This window comes from Zavarzinia sp., from assembly GCF_041650655.1.
GTDB lineage: Bacteria > Pseudomonadota > Alphaproteobacteria > Zavarziniales > Zavarziniaceae > Zavarzinia.
The window spans coordinates 1-15,225 of record NZ_JBAZKR010000088.1 but is presented as its reverse complement, the minus strand read 5'-3'; the positions used below and the strand labels follow the sequence as shown (position 1 = coordinate 15,225).

General features: G+C 68.6%; 17 protein-coding genes. 8 read left to right on the top strand and 9 right to left on the bottom strand.

Translation table 11 applies throughout. The features are described from left to right. Positions 1 to 104: 104 nt before the first annotated feature. The gene (locus tag WC493_RS17285) at positions 105 to 1,040 is read right to left on the bottom strand and encodes a LysR family transcriptional regulator (protein WP_373066859.1); all 936 of its coding nucleotides are present in this window, start codon (positions 1,038 to 1,040) and stop codon (positions 105 to 107) included. Between the two features lie 124 nt (positions 1,041 to 1,164). On the opposite strand from WC493_RS17285, the gene WC493_RS17280 reads away from it, so the two are divergent. From WC493_RS17280 to WC493_RS17270, 3 genes are read left to right on the top strand one after another with little or no spacing between them, the layout of a single operon-like run. Next, positions 1,165 to 1,875 (top strand): SDR family NAD(P)-dependent oxidoreductase, encoded by a 711-nt coding sequence (locus WC493_RS17280; protein WP_373066858.1) that lies wholly within the window; start codon positions 1,165 to 1,167, stop codon positions 1,873 to 1,875. A gap of 9 nt (positions 1,876 to 1,884) precedes the next feature. Continuing rightward, positions 1,885 to 2,658, top strand: a complete 774-nt coding sequence (locus tag WC493_RS17275) for a creatininase (RefSeq protein WP_373066856.1) — start codon at positions 1,885 to 1,887, stop codon at positions 2,656 to 2,658. Beyond that, entirely contained in the window at positions 2,655 to 3,878 is a 1,224-nt protein-coding gene (locus WC493_RS17270) for an aromatic ring-hydroxylating dioxygenase subunit alpha (protein ID WP_373066855.1), read from the top strand. Before WC493_RS17275 ends, WC493_RS17270 begins: the two co-directional genes overlap by 4 nt. On the opposite strand, the gene WC493_RS17265 is transcribed toward WC493_RS17270, so the two are convergent. The 7 genes from WC493_RS17265 to WC493_RS17235 all read right to left on the bottom strand — a co-directional run bounded on the left by WC493_RS17265 (position 3,879) and on the right by WC493_RS17235 (position 9,107). Continuing rightward, positions 3,879 to 4,268, bottom strand: coding sequence for a VOC family protein (locus WC493_RS17265; protein WP_373066854.1), 390 nt, complete (start codon positions 4,266 to 4,268; stop codon positions 3,879 to 3,881). It lies immediately after the preceding gene. Positions 4,269 to 4,342: 74 nt separating this feature from the next. Further along, positions 4,343 to 5,797 (bottom strand): Asp-tRNA(Asn)/Glu-tRNA(Gln) amidotransferase subunit GatB, encoded by a 1,455-nt coding sequence (gene gatB, locus WC493_RS17260; protein ID WP_373066852.1) that lies wholly within the window; start codon positions 5,795 to 5,797, stop codon positions 4,343 to 4,345. 2 nt (positions 5,798 to 5,799) lie between these two features. After that, positions 5,800 to 7,278 (bottom strand): Asp-tRNA(Asn)/Glu-tRNA(Gln) amidotransferase subunit GatA, encoded by a 1,479-nt coding sequence (gene gatA / locus WC493_RS17255; protein ID WP_373066851.1) that lies wholly within the window; start codon positions 7,276 to 7,278, stop codon positions 5,800 to 5,802. Next, positions 7,278 to 7,565, bottom strand: a complete 288-nt coding sequence (gatC, locus tag WC493_RS17250; RefSeq protein ID WP_373066850.1) for an Asp-tRNA(Asn)/Glu-tRNA(Gln) amidotransferase subunit GatC — start codon at positions 7,563 to 7,565, stop codon at positions 7,278 to 7,280. Before gatC ends, gatA begins: the two co-directional genes overlap by 1 nt. Positions 7,566 to 7,666: 101 nt before the next feature. Beyond that, the gene (locus WC493_RS17245; RefSeq protein WP_373066848.1) at positions 7,667 to 8,293 is read right to left on the bottom strand and encodes a glutathione S-transferase family protein; all 627 of its coding nucleotides are present in this window, start codon (positions 8,291 to 8,293) and stop codon (positions 7,667 to 7,669) included. Next, a complete protein-coding gene (locus WC493_RS17240; protein WP_373066847.1) occupies positions 8,293 to 8,553 on the bottom strand; it encodes a hypothetical protein in 261 nt (86 codons plus the stop codon). Before WC493_RS17240 ends, WC493_RS17245 begins: the two co-directional genes overlap by 1 nt. 80 nt (positions 8,554 to 8,633) lie before the next feature. Continuing rightward, positions 8,634 to 9,107, bottom strand: coding sequence for a cupin domain-containing protein (locus WC493_RS17235; protein ID WP_373066845.1), 474 nt, complete (start codon positions 9,105 to 9,107; stop codon positions 8,634 to 8,636). A 93-nt stretch (positions 9,108 to 9,200) separates the two neighbouring features. On the opposite strand from WC493_RS17235, the gene WC493_RS17230 reads away from it, so the two are divergent. Together WC493_RS17230 and ruvX are read left to right on the top strand one after the other, a co-directional pair. Continuing rightward, positions 9,201 to 10,172: a LysR substrate-binding domain-containing protein gene (locus WC493_RS17230; protein ID WP_373066844.1), complete on the top strand. Its 972-nt coding sequence runs from the start codon at positions 9,201 to 9,203 to the stop codon at positions 10,170 to 10,172. Positions 10,173 to 10,179: 7 nt separating this feature from the next. Beyond that, the gene (ruvX, locus tag WC493_RS17225; RefSeq protein WP_373066843.1) at positions 10,180 to 10,653 is read left to right on the top strand and encodes a Holliday junction resolvase RuvX; all 474 of its coding nucleotides are present in this window, start codon (positions 10,180 to 10,182) and stop codon (positions 10,651 to 10,653) included. Between the two features lie 4 nt (positions 10,654 to 10,657). Here ruvX and WC493_RS17220 read toward each other — a convergent pair whose 3' ends face one another. After that, positions 10,658 to 12,403, bottom strand: coding sequence for a patatin-like phospholipase family protein (locus WC493_RS17220; RefSeq protein WP_373066841.1), 1,746 nt, complete (start codon positions 12,401 to 12,403; stop codon positions 10,658 to 10,660). A 150-nt stretch (positions 12,404 to 12,553) separates the two neighbouring features. Between WC493_RS17220 and WC493_RS17215 the strand changes: the two genes are divergently transcribed. The 3 genes from WC493_RS17215 to WC493_RS17205 form a co-directional block, all read left to right on the top strand. Then, positions 12,554 to 13,516: an aspartate carbamoyltransferase catalytic subunit gene (locus WC493_RS17215; RefSeq protein ID WP_373066840.1), complete on the top strand. Its 963-nt coding sequence runs from the start codon at positions 12,554 to 12,556 to the stop codon at positions 13,514 to 13,516. Then, positions 13,513 to 14,847, top strand: a complete 1,335-nt coding sequence (gene pyrC, locus WC493_RS17210) for a dihydroorotase (RefSeq protein ID WP_373066839.1) — start codon at positions 13,513 to 13,515, stop codon at positions 14,845 to 14,847. Before WC493_RS17215 ends, pyrC begins: the two co-directional genes overlap by 4 nt. A 1-nt stretch (position 14,848) precedes the next feature. Continuing rightward, positions 14,849 to 15,225 (top strand): glycerol-3-phosphate acyltransferase (locus tag WC493_RS17205; protein ID WP_373066837.1); only part of this gene is annotated, 377 nt, incomplete at its 3' end.

The window sequence follows — 15,225 nt, the reverse complement described above, 5'->3', positions numbered from 1 at the left end:
CGCCACCACCATGGGCAAATGCTTCAAGATCGGCATCTTCCCCTTCTTCGACAAAGAAGGGCGGATGTCCCGCGCCCCGGGCTGAGGCGTCAGGGCGCCAGAAATCACGGCGCCTGGGCGGCCAGGCGGCGGCGGATCTCGGCCAGGAAGAGCTGGGCCGGCAGGCTCTGCTCGTCGGCCGGGCGGGTCACCAGATACATCAGGTAATTGGGCAGCATCTCCGCCGGCAGCAGGGGCCACAGCGTCTCGGCCGGGGTCACGCCTTCGGCGATCAGCGTGGGCAGGAAGCCGATGCCGATGCCGAGGCGGATCAGCCGGATGGTCTCGGCCAGGTTTTCGGCGATGCCGGCCGGATTCTCACCGAGGCCGTAGCGGCGGCGGAAATGGCGCACGTCGTCCGGCTCGTCCGAACCCATGAGGACGAAGCGCTCGCCCGCCAGCACGGCGGGATCGCTCACCCGAAGGCCATAGAGCGGATGGCTCCGCCCGCAGTAGATCTGCTGATATTCCCGCATCAGGACTTCGTAGTGGAGATCGGCACGGGGGGCGGCGTCGAAGGTGATGCAGGCATCGGCCATGCCCTTGGCGAGCGCCTGGAGCACCATGCGCCGGGGCGCGATGTCGATCAGCAGGCGGATGCGGGGGTGGCGCCGGGCCATGGTCTCCAGCGTGGCATCGACCTCGGGCGAGACGACGCCGGAGACGGCGCGGATCACCAGGTCGCCCTCGACCTCGCCGGCCGCGGCGGCGAGGGCGCGGGGCAGGGCTTCGACCTCGCGGAATAATTGTTCGGCGTAATGGGCCGCGACCCGCCCCGCCGGGGTCAGGGTGACGCCGCGGGAATTGCGGCTGCACAGTTCGTGGCCCAGATGGCCCTCGAGCCTTTGCAGCGCCAGGCTCACCGCCGGCTGGCGCAGATTGAGGCGCCGCGCGGCAGCGCCGATGCCGCCGGCGCGGGCGATCTCGAGGAAGACGCGGAAAAGGTTGAGGTCGATGCGGCGGAACAGGCCGGCATCGCGGTCGGGTCGCTTGTCGGCCAAGTCACGCTCCGTTGCGGGCCGGTCGCATTCTATCATTGATTCCATCAATGGCGGCCATTGCCATTTCGCGGCTTCGACAAGGCCGGGACTGCCGCCATCCTGGCCCCGAAACAGCGAGGGCGAGATGGGCGGCGAATTCTCGGGAGCACGGGTGGTGGTGACGGGTGCCGCCAGCGGCATCGGCCGGGCGATCGCCGAAGCCTTCGCCGCCGCCGGCGCGCTGGTGGTCGGCCTCGACCTCGCGGCAGGGCAGGGCGACGGTTTCGTCATCCTGGCCGCCGACGTCTCGGCCCCGGCGGCGGCGCGGGCCGGCGTCGAGGCCGCGGCCGACCTGCTCGGCACCATCGACGTCCTGGTCAATTGCGCGGGGATCGAGATCAGCCGGACCCTGGCCGCCCTCAGCGTCGACGAGATGGACCGCCTGATCGCGGTCAACCTGAAGGGGCCGATCCTGGTCACCCAGGCGGCACTGCCCCATCTGGCGGCCGATGCGCGGATCGTCAACATCGCGTCCGAACTCGCCTATCTCGGCCGGGCCGGCTCTTCGGTCTATGCCGCCACCAAGGGGGCGATCCTGTCGCTCACCCGTTCCTGGGCGCGGGAACTGGGGCCGGCGATAAGGGTCAATGCGGTGGCACCCGGGCCGGTCGACACGCCGCTCCTGGATTTCGCCCATATGGATGCCGCCTTGAAGGCGGTCGAGACGGGTAACCCGCTCGGCCGTATCGGCCGCCCGGAAGAGGTGGCGGCGGCGGTTCTCTTTCTCGCCGGCCCCGGGGCCGGCTTCGTCACGGGTCAATGTCTCGGCGTCGATGGCGGCGCCGCCATGCGATAGGGGATGATCATGGCCGCTTCGGTCTTCATGCAGGAAATCACTTGGCCGGACTTCCAGGCCAGGGTCGCGGCCGGCGCGCCGGTGTTCCTGCCCCTCGGTGCGACCGAGCAGCACGGGCCGCATCTGCCCCTCGGCGTCGACGTCTTCCTGCCCTCGGCGGTGGCGGCGGCGGTCGCCCGCGAGGTCGGCGGCCTGGTCGCGCCCACGATCCCCTATGGTTACAAGTCGCAGCCGCGCTCGGGCGGCGGCCAGGCCTTTCCGGGCACCACCAGCCTGTCGGCCCAGACCCTTTCGCTGGTGATCAAGGACGTGGTGCACGACCTGGGCCTCCATGGCGTGCGCCGTTTCGTCATCCTGAACGGTCATTTCGAGAATGCCTGGCCGGCGGTCGAGGGCCTCGACCTCGGCCTGCGCGAACTCCGCCGCGACGGCATCGCGGATGTTACGGCGTTGCGCCTCGAATATTGGGATTTCGTCAAGCGCGAGACGCTGGACCGGCTGTTCCCGGAAGGCTTCCCGGGCACCGATCTCGAACACGCCAGCCTGCTCGAGACCTCGCTCATGCTGGCGATCCGGCCCGACCTCGTCGACATGGGCAAGATCCCGAACGACGGCCCGGCCAAATTCCCGACCTACGACCGCACCCCGGTCTGGACCGACAAGGTGCCGGCCTCCGGCGTGCTGGCGCGTGCCCAGGGCTCCACGGCGGAAAAGGGCCAGTGGCTGCTGGACGACCACGTGCCCCTGATCGCGGCGGCGGTGCGGGAGGAATTCGGGCTTTGAGCACAGCCGGCCTCGACGCGCTCGCCCGCGACGTGATCGCCACGGCGGCGCTGCCGCTCGGCCGGGCGCGCACGCTGCCGGCCGCGGTCTATACCGCCGAAGACTGGTTCGATCTCGAACGCCGCGCCGTCTTCGAGGCGGGCTGGATGTGTGTTGCCCATGTCTCCCAGGTGCCGGACGTGGGTTCCTATCTCGCCGTCGATCTGCTGGGCGAGCCGATGGTCGTGGTGCGCGACAAGGCGGGCACGATCCGCGTGCTCTCCCGCGTCTGTGCCCACCGGGCGATGGACATCATGCCGCCCGGCGGCGCGGTGCCGGAGAAGGGCAGGCGGGCCACCCTGACCTGCCCCTATCACTCTTGGACCTATAACCTGGATGGTTCTCTCCGCGGCTGCGCCCAGATGCAGGGGGCGGAGGGTTTCGAGAAGAAGGACTGGCCGCTGCAGGCCTTCCGGTCAGAGGTCTGGCAGGGCTTCGTCTTCGTCAATCTCGATGGCGAGGCGGAACCGCTGGCATCCCAATATGCCGATTTCGCCGCCGCGATCGCGCCCTGGGACATCGGCGCGATGGAAATCGCGATCGAAATGACCTGGGACTGCGCCTTCAATTGGAAGGTGATGGTCGAGAACTGGATGGAGTCCTATCACCACATCGGCGCCCATGCCCGCACGCTGAACCTGACCATGCCGGGCGAAAAGACCTGGAGCGAGGCGGAACAGCCCCATTTCATCAAGGCCCATCTGCCCTATACGCCGGAAATGCGCGCCGACCTCGCCGCCGGCAAGGTGCCGGGTTTCGCCGCGATCGAGGGGCTCTCTGACGAGCAGGCCCACGAATGGGGCCTCTACCTCGGCCATCCCTGCTTTATGCTGCTGACCACCCACGACCGGGTGATCTGGTACCGCCTGCTGCCCGACGGGGCGGAGAAATGCCGCCTGCTGACGACCACCCTGGTGAAGCGGCAAACCAAGGCGGCGCCCGATTGGGACCAGGTGCTGGCGGCCGAAACCGAAATGCTGCGCGCCTTCCATACCGAGGACATGGCCGTGAATGCCGCGGTCCAGCGCGGCCTGCACTCTCGGATGGCGGTGCGCGGCCGGCTCTCCCATCTGGAAGAGCCGGTCTGGCTGATCCAGCGCCATCTCGCTGCCCGCCTCCAGGGCCATTATCCCGAAAAGGCACGGCGCGCGCCCTATTACGGGCCGCGCGCCGCCGAATAGTCAGGCGGGCAGGTGGCAGACGGCCTCGATATTATGGCCATCCGGATCCAGCACGAAGGCGCCGTAGTAATTCGGGTGGTAATGGGCGCGGATCCCCGGCGCGCCATTGTCCCGCCCGCCGGCCGCCATGGCGGCGGCATAGAAGGCATCGACCGTGGCCCGGTCGGGCGCCGCGAAGGCGACATGGAGCGTACCGCTCAGCGGGGCGGCGCTGGAGCCGATCCAGAAGAAGGGCTTGCCGGCGGTGCCGAAGCCGAGGTGCGCGCCGGCCCCGGTCTGTTCCGCCGTCACTTCCATCTGTATGGCAATGCCGAGGGGGGCGAGGGCGGCGACATAGAAGGTGCGGGAGGCTTCGATGTCCCGCACGGAAAAGCCGATATGGTCGAGCATGGCCGGTCTCCGATGATCGGCGGCCATTCTACCGCATCCGGCCGGGCGGCGCCCGGCCGGATCTGACACAGCGATCAGGCCTGGAGCTTGGCCTTCAGGATGTCGTTCACGGCGGCCGGATTGGCCTTGCCCTGGGTCGCCTTCATCACCTGGCCGACGAAGAAGCCGAACAGCTTGTCCTTGCCGGACTTGTATTCGGCGACCTTGTCCTGGTTCTTGGCCAGCACGTCGTCGATCGCGGCTTCGATGGCGCCGGTGTCGGTGACCTGGCGCAGGCCCTTTTCCTCGACGATGACGCCGGGCGCCTTGCCGCTCTCGACCATGGCCTCGAACACTTCCTTGGCCAGGCGGCCCGAGATCGTGTTGTCGGCGATCAGGTCGATCAGCTCGCCCAGCGCCGCGGCCGAAATCGGGCTGTCGGCCACGCTCTTGCCGAGGCGGTTCAGCATGGCGAAGTAATCGCCCATGATCCAGCTCGCGGCGAGCTTGGAATCGCGCCCCTTGGCGACCGCTTCGAAGAAGTCGGCCGGCTCGCGCTCGGCCACCAGCACGCTGGCGTCATAGGGCTTGATGCCATAGTCGGCGACCAGGCGGGCCTTCTTCTCGTCCGGCAGTTCCGGCAGCGTCCCCTTCAGCTTCTCGACCCAGGCGGCGTCGAGTTCGAGGGGCAGCAGGTCGGGATCGGGGAAGTAGCGATAGTCATGCGCCTCTTCCTTGGAGCGCATGGACCGCGTGACGCCCTTGCCCGAATCGAACAGGCGGGTTTCCTGCTTGATCGTGCCGCCATCCTCGATGATGTCGATCTGGCGCCGCGCCTCGTATTCGACCGCGGCCCGCACGAAGCGGATCGAGTTGACGTTCTTGATCTCGCAGCGTGTGCCGTATTCGTCGCCCGGGCGGCGCACCGAGACGTTCACGTCGGCGCGCATGGAGCCTTCCTCCATGTTGCCGTCGCAGGTGCCGAGGTAACGCAGCACGGTGCGGAGCTTGGTCAGATAGAGGGCGGCCTCTTCCGACGAGCGCAGGTCCGGCTCCGAGACGATCTCCATCAGCGCGACGCCGGCCCGGTTGAGGTCGACGAAGGTGAGGTTCGGGTGCTGGTCGTGCATGCTCTTGCCCGCGTCCTGCTCGAGGTGCAGGCGGGTGATGCCGATCTCGCGCGTCGAACCGTCCGGCATGTCGAGGATCAGCCGGCCCTCGCCCACGATCGGGTCCTTGAACTGCGAGATCTGATAGCCGTTCGGCAGGTCGGCATAGAAGTAGTTCTTGCGGTCGAAGACCGAGCGCAGGTTGATCTTCGCCTTGAGGCCGAGGCCGGTCTTCACCGCCTGCTCGACGCAATAGTCGTTGATCACCGGCAACATGCCGGGGAAGCCGGCGTCGACCAGGCTGACCTGGGAATTCGGCTCCGCCCCGAAGGCGGTGGCGGCGCCGGAGAACAGCTTGGCGTTGGACAGCACCTGGGCATGGACTTCCATGCCGATGACCACTTCCCAATCGCCGGTGGCGCCCTTGATCAGGTTCGACATGGTCAGGCCCTCCACCAGGTTTCAGGCTTCGTCGTGAAATTCGCCGCCCGTTCCAGGGCATAGCCGACGTTGAGCACCATGGGCTCGTCGAAGGCCTTGCCGATCACCTGGAGGCCGAGCGGCAGCCCCTCGGCCGAAAGGCCGGCGGGGACCGACATGGCGGGCAGGCCGGCCAGGTTGGCGGTCACGGTGAAGACGTCGTTCAGATACATGGCGATCGGATCGGCCACTTCGCCGCTCGCGAAGGCGGCCGAGGGGGTGGCGGGCGCCAGGATGGCGTCGACCGTGCCGAAGGCCTTCTCGAAATCGTTCGAGATCAGGCGGCGCAGCTTCTGGGCGCGGGTGTAATAGGCGTCGTAGTAACCGGCCGAGAGGACATAGGTGCCGATCAGGATACGCCGGCGCACTTCCTTGCCGAAGCCTTCGCCGCGCGTGTTCTCATACATCTCGGTTAAGTCCTTGCCCGGCACGCGGAGGCCGAAGCGGACACCGTCGTAACGCGCGAGGTTCGACGAGGCTTCGGCCGGCGCCACGATGTAATAGGCGGGCAGGGCGTATTTGGTGTGGGGCAGGGAGACGTCGACGATCTCGGCCCCGGCATCGCGGAGCCACTCCATGCCCTGCGCCCACCATTTCTCGATCTCGGCGGGCATGCCATCGACGCGGTATTCCTTGGGGACGCCGATCTTGCGGCCGCGCAGGTCGCCGGTCAGGCCCGCCGAATAGTCGGGCACCGGGGTCGGCACGCTGGTCGAATCCTTGGGATCGTGGCCGGCCATGGACTGCAGCAGCAGGGCGGCGTCGCGCACCGTCTTGGTCATCGGCCCGGCCTGGTCGAGCGACGAGGCGAAGGCGACGATGCCGAAGCGCGAGCAGCGGCCATAGGTCGGCTTGATCCCGACGATGCCGGTGAAGGCGGCCGGCTGGCGGATCGAGCCGCCGGTATCGGTGCCGGTCGCGGCGAGGCAGAGATCCGCCGCCACGGCCGCGGCCGAACCGCCGGAGGAGCCGCCGGGCACCAGCGGGCGATTGTCGCCCGTGCGCCGCCAGGGGTTCACCACCGGCCCGTAATAGGAGGTCTCGTTGGAGCCGCCCATGGCGAATTCGTCCATGTTCAGCTTGCCCAGCATCACCGCACCGTCGCGCCACAGGTTGGCGGTCACGGTCGACTCGTAGGTCGGCTTGAAGCCGTCCAGGATGTGGGAGGCGGCGGTGGTCAGCACGCCCTTGGTGCAGAACAGGTCCTTGACGCCGATCGGCAGGCCTTCGAGCGGGCGCGCCTCGCCCTTGGCGATGCGGGCGTCGGCCTCGGCGGCCTGGGCCAGCGCGGCTTCCGGCGTCTCGGTGACATAGGCGTTCAGCACGCGGCCGGCGTCCATCGCCTCGACCAGGGCCTTGGTCAGCTCGACGGCGGAAAACTCGCGCGCGGCGAGGCCTTCCTTCGCCGCGGCCAGGGTCAGGCGGTTCAGTTCCGACGTCATCACTCGACCACCTTCGGCACGGTAAAGAAGCTCTCGATCCGGTTCGGCGCATTGGCCAGCACGGCTTCGGCGTCGCCGCCGTCGGTCACCACGTCTTGGCGGCGCGGCAGGGCGACATGGACGACCGAAGTCAGCGGCTCCACCCCGGTGACGTCGACCGCCTGGAGCTGTTCGACGAAATGCAGGATGCCGTTCACTTCCTCGGCGAGGGCAGGCAGTTCCGCCTCGTCCACCCGAAGGCGGGCCAGGCGCGCGATTTTCTTCACGGTGGCGGGATCGACCGACATGACTTGAGTTTCCCGGAAATGCAGGCGGGGAACCTAGCAACCCGGGGGGCGCTATGGCAAGCGGCGCGGGCGCAGGTAGCGGTGCGGGTCAGCGGTAAGGGTCAGTCCGGCGTGACCAGCGGCTGCACCACGGCGGAGAAGGCGGGCAGGGCTTCGCAGCGGGCGGCATGGGCGGCCAGATGGGGCCAATGGGCGGCTTCGAAGACGCCGGGATGGGCTTCGGCCGTGAAGCGGAGGGCGCAGGCGAGGGCGATGTCGCCGTGGCCGATCCTCTCGCCGAACCAGAAGGGGCCGGGCAGGGCGGAGCGTTCGGCTTCCAGATGGTCGAGCACGCTGGAAATCTGGCCGCGGCAGCGGGCGATCCAGTCGCCCGCCGTCTCGCGGTGCCAGGCCCTGGAATAGACCAGGCTCACCGCCTTGTCGGCGATGCCGGTGCCGAAGGCAGTAAGGCGGAGGGCGGCGCGGCGAGCAGGCCCGGCAGCCGGGAAAAGGGCCTGCTCCGGCCCCGCCACTTCGTCCAGGTGATCGAGGATCGAGACACTGTCGACCAGCGCCTCGCCACCGTCGAGCACCAGCACCGGCACGCGGCGAAGCGGGTTGTAGCGGGCCACCTGTTCGACATCGCCGAACACCGACCACGGCCGATGCTCATAGGCCATGCCATAGAGCTGTAGCGCGACCGCGACCCGCCGCACGAAGGGCGAGTCGTATTGGCCGATCAGGATCATCAGGCGGGGGTGATGCTGCAGCCGCAGATCGGGCAGGCCTGGGCGCTGGCCAGCGGCACGGCGATGCCGGTCTTGGCCAACAGGTCGAGCGCCTGTTTCAGGTGGCCGTCGTGGGGCAGCACGTCGCAGCGCGCGGCATAGGTGGCGCCGTCCTGCGGCCCCAGTGGCTGGCTCGACCACGCCCGGGCGGACGCCGCCCCCAGCACCAGCGCAGGCGCCGAAACCGAACCCAGCAGGAAGAAGCGACGATTGACGGTCATGGCCGATGTCCGAACAGAAGGCCCCGGGAATCCCCGGGGCCATTGGTGCACCGCGGCGCCGCCAAGTCAATCCGGGGCGCTCAGGCCAGCGGCGGGCCGACGATCTCGATCGCATTGCGCCGGCAGCATTCGGTCAGATGGGCGATGGCGCCCGCGTCCGGCACGCCGGCTTCGGGCAGGGTCGGCGTTGCGGCGGGCCGGCTCGCCTGGCGCAGCATGGCTTCGAAATCCCCGCCCCGCGTGACGGTCAGGAGGTGGGCGCCCTCCTCGCCGGTGACTGCGAAGGCATGGGGCACGCCCTTGGGGGCGACCAGCGTCTCGCCCGCGCGGACCAGGCGCTCGGCCGTGCCCACGCGGATGCGCAGTTCACCGGCGAGCAGGTGGAAAACCTCGTCCTCGTTCCGGTGCAGGTGCTCGGGCGGCGCCTCGCCCGGGGGCAGCCATTGTTCGACCAGGCAGAGGCCGTCGGCTCCATCACCGGCGGAAAGGCGAATGGCGATCAGGGAATTGCCGAACCAGCGGTAGCCCTCGGCCTCGGCCGTCGTCATGCTCATGGGGATCTCCCGTCCTCGATGGTGGTGGCGGGAGTGGTAACGGCCGGCCGCGTGCAAGCCCAATCGCGAGATCATATGGAGCCGATCGGGTTCATGAATTTCAACGCCCTCGACCTCAACCTGATCCGCGTCTTCGATGCCTTGGTCAGGGAACGCAGCGTGACCCGGGCGGGCGACCGCATCGGCCTCAGCCAGCCGGCGGTGAGTGCCGCGCTGGCGCGCCTCCGCCAGCTGTTCAACGACCAGCTCTTCGTCCGCCAGGGCAACGAGATGCTGCCGACGCCGCGCGCCCTCGAGCTCGCCGAACACGCCCGCGCGGCCCTGGCCGAAATCGAGGCGATGGTGCAGGCGGTGCGCGGCCTCGACCTCGCGGGCCTGGCCCGCACCTTCACCCTGATGGGGGCCGATTTCTTCTCGATGCTGCTGATGCCCGATCTCGCCCGCCGGGTGCACGCACAGGCGCCGGAGGTGCGGCTCCGCCTGCTCGACAGCGCGCGGGGCGAGGTCGGCCGCCTGCTGCAGGAGAACAGCGTCGACCTCGCCTTGGAGCGCCCGCTCGAAGTGCCCGATTGGATGTCGTGCCAGCTCCTCTTCAAGGCGCCCTTCGTGATGATCGCGGCGGCCGGCAATCCCGCCCTCGCCGGGGTCGCGGACGGGGCGGAAATGCCGCTCGACGTCTTCACCACGCTGCCCCACGCGCTTCGCTCGATCGACGGCAGCATGTCCGGCATGGTCGACGAGGCGCTGACGGTGCTTGGCCTGAAACGGCGGGTCAGCTTGGCGCTGCCGCATTTCCAGGCGGTCGCGCTGGCGGTCGCCGCGGGCACCCATATCGCCGCCGTGCCGCAGCAATTCGCGCGGAGCCTGCCGCCCCACCTGGCGCTCCGCCGCTTCCGCCCGCCGATCGCCATCCCGGCGCCGGACGTCAACCTCTATTGGCACAGCCGCTACGACAAGGAACCGGCCCATGCCTGGCTGCGCGGCCAGGTCCTGGCGGCGGTCGAGGACCTCGGCTTCGCCGCCGGAGGTCTCGAGGGTGGCGCCAAGCCCATGCTCCCGCTATAAGCCCGCCATGCCCCTGCTCGACCAAGCCGGCTTCGATGCCGCCCTGCCGCCCGTGGGACGCCTGCTCGGCGTCGACCTCGGCACCAAGACGATCGGTCTTGCGCTGTCCGACATTTCCCGCACGGTGGCGAGCCCGCTGGAGACGATCCGGCGGGTGAAATTCTCGATCGATGTCGAGCGTTTCTTCGCCCTGATCGACGAGCACCAGGTGGCCGGCGTCGTGTTGGGCCTGCCCATGAATATGGACGGCAGCAGCGGGCCCCGCGTCCAGGCGACGCGCTCCTTCTCCAATGAAGTGCTCAAGCGCCGCGACCTGGCGCTGACTTTCTGGGACGAGCGCCTGTCGACCGCCGCCGTCACCCGCATGATGATCGAGGCGGACATGAGCCGGGCGCGGCGGGCCGAACTCGTCGACAAGCTGGCCGCGGCCTATATCCTCCAGGGCTATCTCGACGCTGCTGCGGGCCGCTTGCGGCGCTGACGGCTCAGGTTTCGAGCAGCAGCATCCGCTCGTCCAGGGCGGTGCGGATCATCTCGTAGGCGGCATCGACCACCTTCGTCTCGCCGATCCATTTGACGGGCGAGAGATAGGCGCCGAGGAGTTGCCCCTTCAGCGTGTCGTTCAGGCCGGCCAGGTCTTCGGCCAGTTCGACCACGTGGGAAAGCCGGGCGTGGATGGCCTTTTTGGTCTCGGCCTCCGGCAGGGGGATCGAGGGGCGTTCGGGCGGTGGCGGCGGGTTCTTCAGCAGGGCCGGCGTCAGATAGACGAGGCGCCGCCACTTGGCACCGTCGTCTTCGAAACAGGCGCCGTCCTCGGTATTCGCTTCCCAGTTGGTGATCCCGGCATTGGCGACGCCGAAGGGCAGGGCGAAATGGCTGCGCAGGAAGCGATGGGCATTGTAGCGCCCCAGCTCGAAATCGTGCCGCGACAGGTCGGGGTGGACGAAGGCCAAGAAGCCGTCGAGACCGCTCGCCGTGATCGCCGCGCTGCCGATCTCGCGCGGGCTCAGTTCACTCGGGCCGACCGGGGCCAGCAAGAAGCGGCTGAAAGTCGATTCGTCGCCCGCCAGGGCCACATCGGACGGCTTGAAGCGTGCCTGGGCGATTTCCGCCCCGACCAGCGCCCCCAGAGTCTTCAGCAGGTTGCCCGGCCTGGCGGCGCCCAGGGTCTGGCCGTTGCTGAAGGGATCGATCAGCACAAGGGCGCGGGTCACCAGGTCGGCGGTGCGCGGGTTGCGACCGGCGAGGCCGGCCAGCATGGCATGGCCGAAATCGATCGGTTCGTTGTTGAAGGCGCCGCCGTCGACATTGGCGGTCTTCACGAGGTGCGGCAGCTTGCCGTCGGTCGCCAGAACGTCCCAGTCGGGGACGAGCGGGCGGACGTCGATGCCGCCTCCTTCTCTCGGTACGGCCATCGCGCGATAGCGCAGGAAATCCAACGGTCGCTCGATCGGACGCGCCTTGAAGGCGCCGGGAAAGGCACTGGTGGCCAGCGCCCCGGCGCGAAGCTGCTGCCAGTTCGCCGGATCGCCATGCTTCAGGGAAAACTGGTCGCGGCGCGGATCGTCGCGGTTGGGATGGCCGCCCTCCAGGGCCAGGCTGAAGCGGACATGGTCGGCATGGGCGGTCATGCCGTGACGAAAGTCATCGGTCCCGGCGAAGCGCACGGAATAGGGGATGCCGGTCAGATTGCCGAGCGTCATGCACAGGCGGAACGGATTGGCCAGATAGGGACGCTGTAACGGCTGGCCCTCGAAGGTCAGCAGGCGGCTCGCGACCTGCTCGATCCGCTGCGTGCTGAGCAGGGCTTCCAGGGTGCTCTCGTTTTCCGGCGTGGCCAGGAAATGTTCGAGGCCGGCGGCCCCGATCCAGGTGTCATAGAAGGGATTGCCGCTGCATGGGCCATGGGGGAAGGCGTAGCGTGCCGCCCGGGCCAGGATGGCGCCGTTGATGGCCCCGCCCGAGGTTCCGGTGGCCGAGCTGATCACCACCCGGTGGGCCGGCACGCCGGGCTTGCCCCGTTCCGCCTCCCAGGCATCCAGCGCCTCGATCAGATAGTCCAGCACGCCCGCGGTATAGGCCCCGGCCGAAGCCGTCCCGGCGAGAACCAGCGCGATCTCGAAGACCCCGCCTTCGAGGGGATCCAATTGCTCGGGGAAGCAAAGAGCCACCTCGTCCGGGGTCAGGTCGTCGGGTGGAAGCGAGGTGACGGTGTGCTGCGTGCCGGGCATGGTCGGTCCCCGATCGACGTCGGTCGTTCGAATGAAACAGTGCGGCCGCCCGATCCGATTTGCAATTTCCGATTGTGATGCAGCGCGGCGGTCGCCGCGGCCCGGCGGCGTGCTTGCGGCGGTGACGGGCCCGCCGTATAGAACGGGGCCATGACCGACTCCGCTTCCCCGGGTTTCCCGCACCGGCATCTGCTCGGGATCGAGGGGCTTCAGCCCCCGGACATCACCTATCTGCTGGATCTGGCCGACTCCTACGTCGAGCAGAACCGGCAGGTCGACAAGAAGAAGTCCGTGCTGCGCGGCCGGACCCAGGTGAACCTGTTCTTCGAAGCCTCGACCCGGACCTCGACCTCCTTCGAGCTCGCCGGCAAGCGGCTCGGCGCCGACGTCATCAACATGGCGGTGCAGCGCTCTTCCGTCTCCAAGGGCGAGACGCTGATCGACACCGCGATGACGCTGAACGCCATGCATCCCGACGTCCTCGTGGTGCGGCACCAGGATTCCGGTGCGGTCCAGTTGCTGGCCCGGAAAGTCTCCTGCGCTGTCATCAACGCGGGTGACGGGGCGCATGAGCATCCGACCCAGGCGCTGCTCGACGCCCTGACCATCCGCCGCCGCCGCGGCCGGCTGGAAGGGCAGATCGTGGCGATCTGCGGCGACATCCTGCACTCTCGGGTGGCGCGCTCCAATATCCACCTCCTGAACATCATGGGCGCCCGCGTCCGCGTCATCGGCCCGCCCACCCTGATGCCGCGGGCGATCGACGAACTGGGCGTCGAGGTCCATCACGACATGCGCTCGGGCCTCGAAGGGGTCGACATCGTGATGATGCTGCGGCTCCAGATGGAGCGCATGCAGGGCGCTTATGTGCCCTCGCTCCGCGAATATTTCCATCTCTACGGCCTCGACCAGGCCAAGCTGGCGTTGGCCAAGCCGGATGCCCTGATCATGCACCCCGGACCGATGAACCGCGGTGTCGAGATCGACAGCCTGGTGGCCGACGACATCAACCGCTCCGTGATCCGCGAGCAGGTCGAAATGGGCGTCGCGGTGCGCATGGCCTGCCTCGAAGCGCTCACCCATCACCTGCCGAACGTGGGGCCCGCACAGTGAAACGTCCCGCCAATCCCGGTGCCGAGAAGGGCAAGCTCGTCGCCTATCTGAACGCCCGCCTGCTCGATCCCGCGACCGGGCTCGACACGCCCGGCGCCCTGCTGACCGTGGGCGAGCAGATCGCCGACCTCGGCCCCCGGCTCTTCGCCGACGGCGTGCCGAGCGGGGTCGAGACGGTCGACTGCGGCGGCCATTGCCTGAGCCCCGGCCTCATTGACATGCACGCCTTCGTGGGCGAGCCCGGGGCCGAGCACAAGGAGAGCTTCGCCTCCGCCAGCCATGCGGCGGCGGCGGGCGGCATCACCACCCTGATCTGCCTGCCCAATACCGATCCGCCGATCGACGAGGCGGCGATCGTCGAATATGTCGAGCGCCGCGCGCGCGAGAATTCGGTCGTCCGCGTCCAGCCCATGGCCGCCATCACCAAGGCCCTGAAGGGCGAGGAGATGACCGAGATGGGCCTCCTGGTCGAGGCCGGCGCGGTGGCCTTCACCGACGGCGACCGGGCGGTCGCCTCGGCCCGGGTGATGCGCCGGGCACTGTCCTATTCGACCCTGTTCGGCAAGCTGGTGATCCAGCATGCCGAAGACCCCTCGCTCGCCCGCGACGGCGTCATGAACGAGGGCGAAGTCGCCACCCGCCTCGGCCTCGCCGGCATTCCCACGGCGGCGGAAGCCATGGTTGTGGAGCGCGACCTTCGCCTGGTGGCGCTCACGGGGGCGCGCTATCACGTCTCCCAGGTTTCGGCGGCCGATACGATCGAAGTGATCCGGACGGCCAAGGCGCGGGGCCTGAAAGTCACCTGCGGCACGGCGCCCCATTACTTCATGCTGAACGAGAATGCGGTGAACGATTACCGGACCTTCGCCAAGGTCTCGCCGCCGCTCCGTTCCGAGGACGACCGGCTGGCCGTGATCGAGGCGATCCGCGACGGCACGATCGATGTCATCGTCTCCGGCCACATGCCGCAGGACGTCGAATCGAAGCGCCTGCCCTTCGCCCAGGCCGCCTTCGGCGCGGCCGGGCTGGAGACCATGCTCTCGGTCGCTCTCTCGCTGTATCATTCCTATGACTTCGGCCTGAACCAGCTCCTCGCCAAGATGACCTGCGGTCCGGCCAGGCTGCTCGGCCTGAATTCGCGCGGTGCCTTGCGCGCCGGGGCCAAGGCCGATTTCACCCTGTTCGATCCCGAGAAGCCCTGGCGCGTCGACGTCGACAAATTCAAGGGCAAGTCCAAGAATACGCCCTACGAAGGGCTGCCACTGACCGGTCGCGTGCTCATGACCGTGGTCGACGGCCTCAAGGTCTACGACCGCAATATCGGAGCCTGACATGGCGCTGGAGGGGGGACTGGGCATCGCACTGGCAGGGGGCGGCGGCTATCTGCTGGGCTCGATCCCCTTCGGTCTGGTGCTGACCAGGGCGGCCGGGCTCGGCGATATCCGCGCCGTCGGTTCCGGCAATATCGGCGCCACCAACGTGCTGCGCACGGGCAACAAAGGCTTGGCGCTGGCCACCCTGCTGCTCGACGGCGGCAAAGGGGCGATCGCCGTCGGTCTCGCCCTCTGGCTGCTCTCGCCGCTCGCCGCCGTGGTGGCGGGCGGGGCGGCCTTCCTCGGCCACTGCTTCCCGGTCTGGCTAAATTTCAAGGGCGGCAAGGGGGTGGCGACCTTCCTCGGCACCCTGCTGGCGATCGCTTTCCCTGTGGG

Excerpts from the sequence above, each read along its gene's own strand:
- gatA (WP_373066851.1), bottom strand. The coding sequence starts at position 7,278 with ATGACGTCGGAACTGAACCGCCTGACCCTGGCCGCGGCGAAGGAAGGC.
- WC493_RS17215 (WP_373066840.1), top strand. The coding sequence starts at position 12,554 with ATGACCGACTCCGCTTCCCCGGGTTTCCCGCACCGGCATCTGCTCGGG.
- WC493_RS17275 (WP_373066856.1), top strand. The coding sequence starts at position 1,885 with ATGGCCGCTTCGGTCTTCATGCAGGAAATCACTTGGCCGGACTTCCAG.
- WC493_RS17230 (WP_373066844.1), top strand. The coding sequence starts at position 9,201 with ATGAATTTCAACGCCCTCGACCTCAACCTGATCCGCGTCTTCGATGCC.
- WC493_RS17220 (WP_373066841.1), bottom strand. The coding sequence starts at position 12,403 with ATGCCCGGCACGCAGCACACCGTCACCTCGCTTCCACCCGACGACCTG.
- WC493_RS17245 (WP_373066848.1), bottom strand. The coding sequence starts at position 8,293 with ATGATCCTGATCGGCCAATACGACTCGCCCTTCGTGCGGCGGGTCGCG.
- gatB (WP_373066852.1), bottom strand. The coding sequence starts at position 5,797 with ATGTCGAACCTGATCAAGGGCGCCACCGGCGATTGGGAAGTGGTCATC.
- WC493_RS17235 (WP_373066845.1), bottom strand. The coding sequence starts at position 9,107 with ATGAGCATGACGACGGCCGAGGCCGAGGGCTACCGCTGGTTCGGCAAT.
- WC493_RS17265 (WP_373066854.1), bottom strand. The coding sequence starts at position 4,268 with ATGCTCGACCATATCGGCTTTTCCGTGCGGGACATCGAAGCCTCCCGC.
- WC493_RS17240 (WP_373066847.1), bottom strand. The coding sequence starts at position 8,553 with ATGACCGTCAATCGTCGCTTCTTCCTGCTGGGTTCGGTTTCGGCGCCT.
- gatC (WP_373066850.1), bottom strand. The coding sequence starts at position 7,565 with ATGTCGGTCGATCCCGCCACCGTGAAGAAAATCGCGCGCCTGGCCCGC.
- ruvX (WP_373066843.1), top strand. The coding sequence starts at position 10,180 with ATGCCCCTGCTCGACCAAGCCGGCTTCGATGCCGCCCTGCCGCCCGTG.
- WC493_RS17280 (WP_373066858.1), top strand. The coding sequence starts at position 1,165 with ATGGGCGGCGAATTCTCGGGAGCACGGGTGGTGGTGACGGGTGCCGCC.